Below are 12,128 nucleotides of genomic sequence, written 5' to 3'. Positions count from 1 at the left end.
GACATGACCATCGCGGAATTGATTCAACCTCTTCACCCTCTTGACGTTCATGGAGACTTGGATCGTGAAGTGCTCGATGTCACCGATGATTCTCGGCGGGTCAGGCAGGGCAGTCTCTTTGTGGCGGTGAGGGGGACGCAAGTGGATGGTCACGAGTTCGCCCGGCAAGCTTGCCTGGACGGGGCGGTTGGGGTCGTACTTGAGGAGAGTCCCATGGCTCGGCGGATCGGCCAGGTGACGGCCATCGACATGACGAAGCCGACCATCACTGTCAGGAATTCCAAGGAAGCGCTCGGGTGTCTGGCTTCTCGCCTGCACGGGGATCCTTCTCTCCATCTCAATATGGTGGGTGTGACTGGCACGAACGGGAAGACCACGGTCACTCATTTAATCCGGGCGCTTTTAGACAATTTTGGGGAAAAAACCGGCGTCATCGGAACGGTGGGATATTTTATCGGGGCTGATTTCTATCCGGCTTCGCATACGACTCCAGGGGCCGTTCAACTACAAGAACTCCTTGCCCGTATGGTTGAGGCTGGTCTGGACACGGCAATCTTGGAGGTCTCGTCTCACGCGTTGGCCTTGGGGCGGGTATCTGGCTGTGAATTTGATGTCGCCGTGTTCACGAATCTCACGCAAGATCATCTGGATTTTCATGCCGACATGCAAGAGTATTTTGAGGCGAAACAACGGCTCTTCACGGACCTCTTGCCGCCCAATCGTAAAACGCCACCCAAGCGAGCCGTGGTCAATATCGATGATGAATGGGGCATCAAACTCGCGGGACAGTGTTCTGTTCCGGTCTGGACATACGGTATTCGTCATGAAGCCGATATTCAAGCCCATGAAATCGTCAGCACGCTCGATGGGACCCAATTTCGAGTGACGACTCCCACAGGCGAATGGCTCATCAGGAGTCAATTGGTCGGAGAGCATAATGTCTACAACATCCTTTCGGCCATCGCCGTGGCCCTAGAATTTGGAATGTCTTCCGACCTCATTGTTGCGTCCATTGCTTCAGTCAAGAATGTTCCGGGCCGGTTTGAGCGAATTACCCAGGGGCAGGACTTTACGGTGATCGTGGATTATGCCCATACCGAAGACGCCTTGTTGCGGGTCCTCTTGACTGCGCAATCACTCAAGCGCTCCAAGATTATTACGGTATTCGGGTGTGGCGGGGATCGTGACACCGGCAAGCGCCCCAAAATGGGACAAGTGGCCGTGCGGCACAGCGATCTCGCGATCTTGACCTCGGACAATCCCCGCACCGAGGACCCGATGACGATCCTCAACGGGATCGAAGAAGGCATTTTGAAAATTCCCAAATCCATCCGCTCGGACTATCGCATGATTCCCGATCGCCGGGAGGCCATCGAAGCCGCCATTGCGGCGGCCGAGCCTGGCGACATCGTGTTAATCGCCGGAAAAGGCCACGAAGATTATCAGATTGTCGGAACGGAGCGATTGAATTTTGATGATCGCCAGGTGGCGCGTGAAGCCCTTCAGCACCGGGTTCGTGTGAAGTAGCGAGTCTTTATGGCGTCCTTCACGATGGAAGAAATTCTTCAAGCAACGGGCGGGCAACTCTTATGGGCGCCCTCGCGCGTGCGGGTACGCAGGGTTTCGACGGATTCCCGTCAGGTACGAAAGGGCGATCTGTTTGTCGCGCTCACGGGACCCAATTTTGATGGCCATCATTTCGTGAAACATGCGTTTCGAGATGGCGCGGTCGGGGCGGTGATCTCACAGGCATCCTGGTCAACCGTGTCTCCATGGATTCGTCGATATCGTCCTCGTGATACGTCCGTCCGTCCTTTTATCATAGGGGTGGATGATCCTCTCGTCGGGTTCCAAGAGATCGCCTCATTGCACCGCCGCCGGTTCTCTATTCCTCTTGTTTCCGTAACCGGTAGCAATGGCAAGACGACAGCGAAAGAAATGGTCGCTCATGTGCTTGCCACAAAGTGGCGAGCACTGAAAACCCAGGGAAATTTCAACAATAGCATCGGAGTCCCTCATACCCTGTTGCGGATGACGCATGGATATGAGGTAGCGGTGATTGAAATGGGGGTTGACCAAGAAGGGCAAACGACCCGTTTGTGTGAGATCGCTCAGCCCACGATCGGTGTGATCACGAATGTCGGGCCTGATCACCTGGAATTTTTTGGGACGATTGATGCTTCTGCTCGAGCGAAGGCTGAATTATTGCCGGCTCTTCCGTCTCATGGCATTGCCGTCTTAAATGCGGACGATGCCTATTTCAAACAATTCGCGCGGAAAGCCAAATGCCGGGTGTTGTCGTATGGGTTTTCCTCGCATGCGCAGGTGAGAGCGAGTGATGTGGATACCGATCGTCGGGGCTCCTGTTTTCGGCTCCATCTTCCTGAGCGGACCCGTTCGATTCAGGTCCAACTTCGAGTTCCTGGGCAACACAATATCTCGAATGCGCTTGCCGGCGCGGCGGTAGGTCATGCCTTGGGGGTTTCAGGCGCAGACATCGCTCGTGGTTTGTCGAAAACCCGTCCGGCATCGATGCGTTCCGAAATATATCGTGTGCAGGGAGTCACCTATTTATACGACTGTTATAACGCCAACCCGGCTTCCATGAAGGCGGCCATCGATTTACTGATGGAATTGTCTCAAGGACAGAGGTCCATCGCGGTTCTTGGGGAAATGCGTGAGTTGGGAAAAGGTGAATCGGCCTTTCATCGAGAAATCGGACGCTATGCCGCCAGGAAAAACATTTCTTGCCTGCTCACGTGTGGTCCGCTCGGCAAGGAATTGGCCGCTGGCGCAAGACGGAACGGCATGCCGGCGTCATCCGTTTTTGCTCTCGATGAGGTTATCGATGCCGCAAGAACCTTGAAGCGTCTCGTTCGTCCTCGGGACGTTGTTTTGCTCAAAGCCTCTCGAGGCGTGCAGTTGGAAAACGTGTTGGACTTCATGGATTCGTCTCGTACGCGGGGCGATGGAGTCGTGAGCACATGATAAAAATATGGTTCCGCGACGGGGCGGTATCGTCCCGTTGGTTTCCACCCGTAGAAAGTTCATCCTGATCAATGCTGTATCTTTGGCTCTATCCGCTGCACACCGATTACGCAATTTTCAATGTGTTTCGATACTTAAGTTTTCGCATAATTTACGCCACGATTACGGCGTTTCTTATCGCGTTTGTGCTGGCTCCGCCCATGATCAAAAAGTTTCAAGAATTAGGGATTGGGCAACGAGTGAGGGATGATGGGCCGAGCGGGCACCTGGGAAAAACCGGAACGCCGACGATGGGTGGCATTCTCATCATTTTTTCGGTGCTGTTAACGACGTTGTTATGGGCGGATATCAGGAATCTCTATGTGTGGTTGGTGATGCTCGCGATCGTCGGGTTCGGTCTTGTCGGATTTGTCGATGATTACATCAAGATTCTGAGAGGGCGATCGAAGGGATTGTCTCCGGCGCAAAAGCTGATCTGTCAGGTGGCTGTCGCGCTGGCCATCGCCATGTTTTTTTATTTCTCTCCCGGGTACTCAACGCAGTTGAGCGTCCCGTTCTTTAAGAATTTCAACCCTGATCTTGGCCTGTTGTACATCCCCTTTGCCATCCTGGTCATCGTCGGCTGCTCGAACGCGGTAAACCTCACGGATGGACTCGATGGGCTGGCGATTGGACCTACGATCATCGCGGCGGTGGCCTACACCGTGGTGGCCTGGGCGGTCGGCAACAAGCTGGTTTCTGATTATTTGTTGATTCCGTACGTGGATGGTGCCGGGGAACTGGCGGTCCTGACCGCGTCAATCGTGGGATCGAGCCTGGGATTTCTGTGGTTCAACACGTATCCGGCATCGGTCTTTATGGGGGACGTCGGGTCTTTGCCACTTGGGTCGGCCCTGGGGACGGTGGCGGTCGTGTGTAAGCATGAACTGTTGCTTTTGCTGGTCGGCGGTGTGTTCGTCATGGAGGCCGTGTCTGTCATTTTTCAAGTACTCTCGTATAAATCGCGGGGGAAACGAATCTTCCTCATGGCGCCCCTCCATCATCATTTCGAGATGAAGGGGTGGGAAGAGCCTAAGGTGGTCGTGAGGCTCTGGATTATCGCGTTTATTCTCTGTCTGTTAGCTGTCAGTACGCTCAAGCTTCGGTAGCAGTGGCCCAATGTTGGCAATCGTAGAACCTGCACACACGATGACGGCTTCCAATCAAGAAGTGACTCCAGATCTTTCCGGTAAATCCTGTGTGGTGATCGGCATGGGAAAAAGCGGAGTGGCTGCGGCTCGACTACTCAAAGCCATCGATGCCGTTGTGACTGTTGTGGACGAGCATGAGACTGAACCCATACGTGAGACTGAGGCGGCGTTGGCGAAAGAATCCATCCGCTGTCTAACAGGAAAAATGTGGCGTACCGCTCTCGAACAGGCCGAGTGGATCGTCCTGAGTCCAGGCGTTCCCGTCAATCTTCCCGAGCTTGTGCTCGCGAGGGAACAGGGTATTCCCATCGTTGGCGAAATGGAGTTGGCAAGCTGGTTTCTGAATATCCCGATCATCTCTATCACAGGGACCAACGGCAAGAGCACGACCGTAAGGCTTATAGGCGAATTTTTGCAAGCCAGCGGGAAGCATGTGTTTGTCGGAGGCAATCTTGGCATTCCTCTTTGTGAAGCAGTCCTTGCGCAGAGAGCAAGCTCTCACGGAGCGGGTTCTTCTGAGCAACTCTACGAGTATGCTGTCGTCGAAGCCTCTAGCTTTCAACTTGAGACGATTCAACGATTTAGACCCTGGATTGCCGCGATCTTAAATGTCACGCCCGATCATCTTGATCGTCATGCCACCTTCGAGGAATATTTCGAGGCCAAGTGGAAGATCTTTGAGAATCAAACGCGTGAAGATTTCGCGATCATCAATGCTGATGATTCTCTTCTTGCCGTTCGCGCAGGCATGATGGCTGGAACGGTTATGGCGTTCAGCCTTCGCGGAACCTTGCCGGCCGGGGTGTGGCTTGAGGGTTCGACCGTGATGGCGCGGGTTCACGGTCAGGCCCATGAAGTGGTCCGTCGTGAAGACATCGCACTTCGCGGTGTGCATAATTTGGCGAATGTTCTCGCCGCCACGGTGGTTGGTCTCTTGTGTGGATGTCCTCTGGAAGACTTGCGCCGGGTCATGAAATCGTTTCAAGGGACTGAGCATGTCTTGGAATACGTTCGCACGTATCAGGGGGTCAAATATTACAACGACTCGAAGGGGACGAATGTTGACGCGACACAAAAAGCGCTGGCGAGTTTTGATGAGCCGGTCATCCTGATCATTGGAGGAAAAGATAAAGGCGGTGATTTTGGTCTGCTTGGTGATCGCATTCGGCAACACGTGAAAGCCGTCGTCGCGATCGGAGAAGCCACGAAACGAATCACCCGCTCGTTAGCCGGGATCAAGTCTGTCGAGGCGATGGGGAGTTTGCAGGAAGCCGTGAGGTATGCGCAGCGCATGGCGAGTGCGGGGGATGTCGTCCTGTTTTCTCCGTCGTGTTCGAGCTTCGATATGTTTAGAAATTACGATCATCGCGGCAAAGAGTTTAAGCGTCTCGTTCACGAGTTGCCGGACATCGGTTGACCCAACATGGCGTTTCGAAAAAAACATCTGAAAAGCGTGACCCCTCATTGGAGGGGGCTCTTCGAACAACCGCATCGGAAAAGTTTTTTCCGCTCTCTCGATGGAGTCATCCTGGGAGTGACGATTGTGCTGGCGCTCGGAGGGCTGATTGCCGTCTTTAGCGCCAGTGGGTACACCGCGACGGAACGGTATGATTCTCCGATGACTTTGTTCGTCCTCAGGCAATTCCTCTGGTTGATCATGGGGGTTTTTCTGTTGCTGTTTCTGGCTCGATTGGACTATGCGGCTATACGCCCCTATATCCCTCGTATTCTAGTGGGATGCATGGTTCTTCTGGCGATGGTGTTGCTGATTGGGGCGGAGAGCCATGGGGCCCGACGCTGGCTTGCATTGCCATGGTTCTCGGTGCAGCCGGGAGAGTTGAGTAAACTGGTGATTGTCCTCTATCTGGCCAGTTATCTCGCGAAACCCGACACGCGCATCACGACATGGCAAGATGGCTTGTTCCAACCGCTTCTCGTAGTCGGGGTACTCTGCATGTTGTTGGTGTTCGAAGATTTCGGCACGCCGGTCGTCCTGGGTACGGTGCTCGTGTGCATGTTGTTTCTGGCCGGAGCCCGCATGCTTCATCTCTCCGGGATTGTGTGCGCGGTGATCCCGCCCGCCGCCTGGCTGGTCATGAGTTCCCCGGAACGCTGGGAACGTTTAACCAGTTTTTTGCATCCTGAAGTTGACCCTATGGGGGCGGGTCATCAGCTCCGTCAATCGTTCCTCGCCTTTAACAACGGGGGAGTCTTCGGACAGGGGTTGGGGGCGGGAGGGCAAAAACTTGGCTATCTTCCCGAGGCCCACACAGATTTCGTGCTGTCTTTAATCGGAGAAGAGCTGGGGTTTATTGGCACGATTGGTTTTCTCGGATTGTTTGTCGTGCTGATCCTGAAAGGCTTTCGGGTTGCGGCGCAAGCGCCTGACATGTTTGGCAGGTATTTGGCTCTTGGCATCACCCTGTTGATTGGCGTGCAAGTGCTCATGAATGCGGGGGTGGTGAGTGGTCTGTTGCCCACGAAGGGGCTCACGCTGCCATTGGTCAGTTATGGCGGGTCTTCCCTGGTTACGAGCTTGATGGCGATCGGGTTGTTACTGAGCGTGGCGCGGCAACGGGAAGGAAGGGTGTAAGGGGGACGGGATGGCGAATTGTTGACGTGTGGATGACAGGTGCTCAAGTGAACATCGTGATCGCGGCAGGGGGGACGGGAGGACATTTGTATCCGGCCATCGCTCTGGCGAAAGAATTTCAACGGCAGGATCGTGAGAATATGGTTACGTTTATCGGTTCGGGAAAGCAGTTGGAAAATTCCATTTTGGCCCATGAAGGGTTTTCGGTCGCTCACATTCATGTGAAGGGAATCGTTGGGCGAGGGCTTTGGGCCAGCTTAAAAAACGTGTGTTTACTGCCCAAAGCGGTTTGGCAATCGATGAAAATCTTGCGCGACCGTTCAGCGGACCTGGTCATTGGAACGGGTGGATATTTTAGCCCGCCCGTTGTGTGTGCCGCCGCACTTCTCAAAATTAGACGGATTATCATGGAACCCAATGCCGTCCCCGGGTTGGCCAATCGAGTAGTGGGACCGATCGCTGATCGAGTCTTTTTAGCGTTTGACGGTGCCAAACACTATTTTCATGAAGCCAAGGTTCGAGTCGTCGGAACTCCTGTCAGAGAAGAGTTCTTTCGTGAGACGACGGCACGGCAACAAGGCGGGAAAGACACCCTCTTGGTTTTCGGGGGAAGCCAGGGAGCCAAAGCGATTAATACGGCGGTCATTGATGCGTTGAAGGCCTCCTCCATCATGCGAGAAACCTTCGCAGTCATTCACCAGACAGGCGAGGTAGACCATGAACGAGTGAAGGCTGCCTATGCGTCATCTGGGGTCGACGTTGAGGTGGTTCCATTTCTGTATGACATGCCCCAAGTCCTGCAGGCAGCCACTCTTGTGGTTGCGCGTTCTGGGGCCGGCACGCTCGCGGAACTGGCCGTGTGCGGGAAGCCCTCAATCTTGGTCCCGTACCCGCACGCCACGCACAACCATCAGGAACACAATGCGAGAGCGGTGGAACAAACGGGCGCGGCAGTGGTCATCCTTGAAGCCGAACTCACTGGTCAACGCCTTGCTCACGAAATTGAACGTCTGATGAGTCACCCGGAGCGCTTGGGTGAGATGGGAGCAAAGAGTTTTGCCGGTCGAAAAGTTGACGCAACCGCGCTCATGATTCAGGAATGCCGGGATTTAATGAACGCAATGGTCTAAAAAAGGAACGTGTCGCCTAAGACGGAAGGACGACGAATGTTCAGAAAAATTCAAAATATTCATTTTGTCGGTATCGGCGGTAGCGGTATGAGCGGTATCGCCGAGGTGTTGCTGACCCTGGGCTATCATGTGACTGGATCCGACATCAGTCAATCGGAAACGGTCAGGCATTTAGAGTCGATTGGGGGTAAAGTCTTTATCGGACACCAGGAGTCGAACGTCGAAGACGCTCAAGTCGTCGTCGTGTCCTCAGCTGTTCCTGATCATAATCCCGAAGTCAGGGCGGCAAAGGCCAGGGTCATTCCAGTTATCCCACGTGCTGAGATGTTAGCGGAATTGATGCGGTTGAAATTTGGCGTGGCTATCGCTGGTGCTCACGGAAAAACCACTACGACATCAATGGTCGCGACGATCTTGGCGGAAGCGGGGCTCGATCCCACCTTTGTCGTCGGCGGAAAAGTCAACGCGGTCGGGACCCATGCTCGACTGGGACGAAGCGATCTGCTGATTGCGGAAGCCGACGAGAGTGATGGATCTTTTTTGCGGCTTTCTCCATCGATCGTGGTGGTGACCAACCTGGATCGTGAGCATCTCGATTATTATGGCACGATGGAAGGGATCCAAGAGGCATTCCTGGAATTTATCAATAAAATTCCCTTTTACGGCCTGGCGATTCTCTGCGCGGATGATGAATGGATCCGAGGTCTTCTGCCGCGTGTCACAAAGAGATATCAAACCTACGGGTTGCATGATTTTTCCGGTGTCCTCACCCCAGATGTGTATGCCTCGGATGTCAGGGCAAACGACCGGGCCATCGAATTTCGCGCACATTTCCGGGACAAAAAATTGGGTCCCTTTCGTCTCCCTATTCCTGGCGCGCACAACGTATCGAATGCCTTGGCCGCGATTTCCGTGGCGCTGGAATTGGATGTCTCGATCGACCTGATACGTACCGGATTGGCGGCTTTCTCGGGCGTCGAACGGCGATTTCATATTCGTGGAGAGAAGGCGGGAATCTTGGTCGTGGATGATTACGGTCATCATCCGACAGAGATTCGCGCCACGCTTGCCGCTTCGAAATCGGCATGGGATCGACGTGTGGTAGCGGTGTTTCAGCCGCACCGGTATACGAGGACCCGCGACCTCATCGAAGAATTCGCTCGAGCCTTTGACTTGGCGGATGTCGTGTACGTGACGGACATCTACTCGGCTGGCGAGACCGAAATTCCCGGGGTTTCAGGGGAGCTTGTGGCCGAAAAAATTCGATCCTCCGGTCATCCATCCGTTCATTGGGTCAATGGCGCCCCTGACCTGGTCGAGCGGGTGAAGAGCGAACTGCGGTCGGGCGACATTGTCATCACGCTCGGAGCCGGAGATATCTGGAAATTCGGGAAAGACCTATTGGCGAGCGTGTCATAACAGTCTGTTGTCATGAACCGATGGGACGACATCGCCTTTTCAATCAACGAATGCTTCAGAAAACGCTGCATGGGATTGAAGGCGACATTAAATTTCACGAGCCATTGGCGACCTATACATCGCTCCAGATCGGTGGCCCTGCCGATGTCTTGGTGGCGCCCTCTCGGCGAGAGGACCTTTGCCGGCTCGTGCGTCAAGCTAAAACGTACAACGTCCCTGTCCTTGTCTTGGGCGGGACCAACGTCTTGGTCAGAGAACACGGGGTGCGAGGGGTCGTAGTTCAGTTGAGCCATCTCACCCGAATGAAGATAGAGCTCAAACACATGCTCTATGCGGAGGCCGGCATACGGATGCCCACACTATTAGGTTATGCCATTCGCCATAGCCTGTCAGGTCTTGAATGGGCAGCAGGTATTCCGGGAACCGTTGGAGGAGGAGTGGTCACCAACGCCGGGACAAAGCTCGGGCAGATGAGTGATGTGCTGAAAGCGATCGAAGTCGTGACAGATACTGGACGTATTAAACGAGTTGAAGCGGAGGATCTATCGTTCGCGTATCGCTACGCTCGCGTCCCCAAGCGAGTCATCCTTGGAGCCTGGTTTCAATTGGCCTTGGCGACACGAGAGCATGTTCAAGCGCGGACGAAGGACTACCTCCGTTACCGGAAGCAGACGCAACCGCTCACCTTGCCCAATGCGGGATCCATTTTCAAGAATCCTCGAGGAACTTCGGCAGGGTCGCTGATTGAAGAAACGGGTCTGAAAGGTCTTCAAGTTGGAGATGCACAAGTGTCCTCCAAACATGGAAATTTCATCGTCAATACCGGACGGGCGGGAGCGGCTGACGTGATTCGTCTCATTCGAAACGTGCGGCGAATCGTCTTCGCCAAAACGGGCGTCAGATTACAGCTCGAGCTGAAGATAGTGGGAGAGTCCTAGAGATGGTGAACAGGCTGACAAACAGATAAGGCGACCGTCATCGTGGCGTTGAAGATGTTGTCTTGTATTTAGGATTGAAACTTATGAAGAAAAAATCACTCTGTGTTGGCGTGTTGATGGGAGGGCGGTCTGCAGAACGTGAAATCTCTCTGTTGACGGGACAGGCTGTTTGCGCCGCGTTGACTCGACGAGGCTATCGCGTGAGACCCATTGATGCGGATGCCAGGTTACCGTGGGCATTGCGATCGAAAAAAGTCGAAGTGGCATTCATGGCTCTCCATGGTCGTGGGGGAGAAGATGGAACGGTTCAAGGACTTCTTGAAGTCCTCGGAATTCCCTATACCGGATCGAATGTCAGAGCGAGTGCGATCGCGATGGATAAAGCTTCAACGAAATCGATATTGCAAGCCAATGGGATTCCTATGCCTCCGGGAATCGTCTTGCAGAGGGACTCTCCCAAATGGGAGCCACCGGGAGGACTGAAATGGCCGGTCGTAGTGAAGCCGAGTAACGAGGGGTCGACGATTGGGGTGTCGATCGTGCGAAACGCGAAGACTTGGCGGTCGGCACTTCGTCGAGCCTATCAATATGATACGAAAGCGATCGTCGAACGTTTTATCGAAGGTCGTGAAATTGCTATTGGTGTCATGGATGGGAAAGCGCTGCCCGCCGTCGAAATCGAAGCCCCCGGAGGCTTCTATGATTATCAGGCAAAATACAAAAAATCTGAGACGCGATATACCTGTCCCGCACCGTTGATGCAGGGAAGATTAAATCGATTACAGACGCTCGCGGTCGAGGCCTATCACATTCTTGGCTGTGAAGGAGCGGCGCGCGTCGATTTTCGATTGAGTCTCCAAGGACGTCCATACGTGCTCGAAATCAACACCATTCCTGGAATGACCGAACGAAGCCTGTTGCCGATGGCAGCGGCGCAGGCAGGGCTGACGTATGATGAGCTGGTTGAACGCATGTTGAAAAGCGCGCTTCACAAATGACTGCATCACACATGATTGAGCCGTATACAATCTTCAAACTCAAGACATGGCTTTGTTATGCGCTATAGACAAAATAAAGTACGAAAAAACCGCGTGATGAAAACATCGGCAAGCCGTCGACGGAGTCAGAAACCTTCTTTCCGGCAGAAACTGCTTCGATGGGCGGTGTTTGTGATCGTGTCAGTCGTATTGATTGTCGGTGCATGGGAATTCGATCGAGTCGAGTCGATCGCCATGAGTTGGACCACGGTGCAGCATGTGAGCGTCGTCGGCCTGAATGAATTGGAAAGAAAGGATATCGCGCCCGAGCTTGCGCTTTCCTCCGAGACAAGCCTCTTACAGATTCAGCCGGAGTCTCTTGCCGCTCGTCTGGAGTCGCACCCTTGGATCCGGAGGGCTGTTGTCGAACGGGTTTTCCCCCAGACGTTGGCGATACGAGTTGAAGAACGTGAACCTGTGGCGATTTGGCGATCGTCGGGCAAGACTTACTTCTTGGACCGTGAGGCCCATCTTTTCCCTCCGGTCCACGATACGCCCATGTCGGATTTGCCAACCGTGGCCGGCATTCCTGAGGACTTTCCGACCACTCATGATGAGCGGGTGCGAGATCGGGTGCGTCATGGCGTACTAGTGGGAATGGTCTTGGCGGATTGGTTTGGCGTGAATCCCACTGTCGATGTGCACTCACCTACTGGTGAGATCGTGGCGGAGGTGAATAAGATCAGATTTCAGTTCGAGAAAGATATCAACGAGCAATGGGAACGTTTTGAATCCCTCTATCCATCGATTCAAGAGCGGTTCGCGCGAGAAAATTTGGAAGTGGATATGCGGTATCCCGGAAAAGTGATTCTTCGAAAAAGGGAGTAAGAGTC

The 12,128-nt window shown here is 53.9% G+C and carries 10 protein-coding genes; all 10 read left to right on the top strand.

Annotation, left to right across the window (positions count from 1 at the left end):
• The first annotated feature begins 3 nt into the window (after positions 1 to 3).
• Positions 4 to 1,527: a UDP-N-acetylmuramoyl-L-alanyl-D-glutamate--2,6-diaminopimelate ligase gene (locus MRJ96_03330; GenBank protein MDR4500470.1), complete on the top strand. Its 1,524-nt coding sequence runs from the start codon at positions 4 to 6 to the stop codon at positions 1,525 to 1,527.
• Between the two features lie 9 nt (positions 1,528 to 1,536).
• Entirely contained in the window at positions 1,537 to 2,988 is a 1,452-nt protein-coding gene (locus tag MRJ96_03325) for a UDP-N-acetylmuramoyl-tripeptide--D-alanyl-D-alanine ligase (protein MDR4500469.1), read from the top strand.
• Between the two features lie 71 nt (positions 2,989 to 3,059).
• Complete coding sequence (gene mraY / locus MRJ96_03320; protein MDR4500468.1) at positions 3,060 to 4,136, top strand: phospho-N-acetylmuramoyl-pentapeptide-transferase; 1,077 nt, start codon at positions 3,060 to 3,062, stop codon at positions 4,134 to 4,136.
• 10 nt (positions 4,137 to 4,146) lie between these two features.
• Positions 4,147 to 5,595: a UDP-N-acetylmuramoyl-L-alanine--D-glutamate ligase gene (gene murD / locus MRJ96_03315; GenBank protein ID MDR4500467.1), complete on the top strand. Its 1,449-nt coding sequence runs from the start codon at positions 4,147 to 4,149 to the stop codon at positions 5,593 to 5,595.
• 6 nt (positions 5,596 to 5,601) lie between these two features.
• Positions 5,602 to 6,771: a putative lipid II flippase FtsW gene (gene ftsW / locus MRJ96_03310; protein ID MDR4500466.1), complete on the top strand. Its 1,170-nt coding sequence runs from the start codon at positions 5,602 to 5,604 to the stop codon at positions 6,769 to 6,771.
• Positions 6,772 to 6,803: 32 nt separating this feature from the next.
• The gene (gene murG / locus MRJ96_03305) at positions 6,804 to 7,901 is read left to right on the top strand and encodes an undecaprenyldiphospho-muramoylpentapeptide beta-N-acetylglucosaminyltransferase (GenBank protein MDR4500465.1); all 1,098 of its coding nucleotides are present in this window, start codon (positions 6,804 to 6,806) and stop codon (positions 7,899 to 7,901) included.
• A 36-nt stretch (positions 7,902 to 7,937) separates the two neighbouring features.
• On the top strand, positions 7,938 to 9,320 hold the full coding sequence (gene murC / locus MRJ96_03300; GenBank protein ID MDR4500464.1) for a UDP-N-acetylmuramate--L-alanine ligase: 1,383 nt from the start codon (positions 7,938 to 7,940) through the stop codon (positions 9,318 to 9,320).
• Positions 9,321 to 9,340: 20 nt separating this feature from the next.
• A complete protein-coding gene (gene murB, locus MRJ96_03295) occupies positions 9,341 to 10,258 on the top strand; it encodes a UDP-N-acetylmuramate dehydrogenase (GenBank protein MDR4500463.1) in 918 nt (305 codons plus the stop codon).
• An 83-nt stretch (positions 10,259 to 10,341) separates the two neighbouring features.
• Positions 10,342 to 11,256: a D-alanine--D-alanine ligase gene (locus MRJ96_03290; protein MDR4500462.1), complete on the top strand. Its 915-nt coding sequence runs from the start codon at positions 10,342 to 10,344 to the stop codon at positions 11,254 to 11,256.
• 96 nt (positions 11,257 to 11,352) lie between these two features.
• On the top strand, positions 11,353 to 12,123 hold the full coding sequence (locus tag MRJ96_03285) for an FtsQ-type POTRA domain-containing protein (protein ID MDR4500461.1): 771 nt from the start codon (positions 11,353 to 11,355) through the stop codon (positions 12,121 to 12,123).
• Positions 12,124 to 12,128: the final 5 nt, after the last annotated feature.

Source organism: Nitrospirales bacterium, assembly GCA_031315865.1.
Classification (GTDB): Bacteria; Nitrospirota; Nitrospiria; order Nitrospirales; family UBA8639; genus JAGQKC01.
The sequence above is the reverse complement of the archived record's forward strand: the minus strand, read 5'-3'. Positions and strand labels throughout refer to the sequence as shown.

Coding starts and splice junctions, on each gene's coding strand:
- mraY (MDR4500468.1), top strand. CDS start 3,060: ATGCTGTATCTTTGGCTCTATCCGCTGCACACCGATTACGCAATTTTC.
- murC (MDR4500464.1), top strand. CDS start 7,938: ATGTTCAGAAAAATTCAAAATATTCATTTTGTCGGTATCGGCGGTAGC.
- MRJ96_03325 (MDR4500469.1), top strand. CDS start 1,537: ATGGCGTCCTTCACGATGGAAGAAATTCTTCAAGCAACGGGCGGGCAA.
- MRJ96_03285 (MDR4500461.1), top strand. CDS start 11,353: ATGAAAACATCGGCAAGCCGTCGACGGAGTCAGAAACCTTCTTTCCGG.
- ftsW (MDR4500466.1), top strand. CDS start 5,602: ATGGCGTTTCGAAAAAAACATCTGAAAAGCGTGACCCCTCATTGGAGG.
- murD (MDR4500467.1), top strand. CDS start 4,147: ATGTTGGCAATCGTAGAACCTGCACACACGATGACGGCTTCCAATCAA.
- murG (MDR4500465.1), top strand. CDS start 6,804: ATGACAGGTGCTCAAGTGAACATCGTGATCGCGGCAGGGGGGACGGGA.
- murB (MDR4500463.1), top strand. CDS start 9,341: ATGGGACGACATCGCCTTTTCAATCAACGAATGCTTCAGAAAACGCTG.
- MRJ96_03330 (MDR4500470.1), top strand. CDS start 4: ATGACCATCGCGGAATTGATTCAACCTCTTCACCCTCTTGACGTTCAT.
- MRJ96_03290 (MDR4500462.1), top strand. CDS start 10,342: ATGAAGAAAAAATCACTCTGTGTTGGCGTGTTGATGGGAGGGCGGTCT.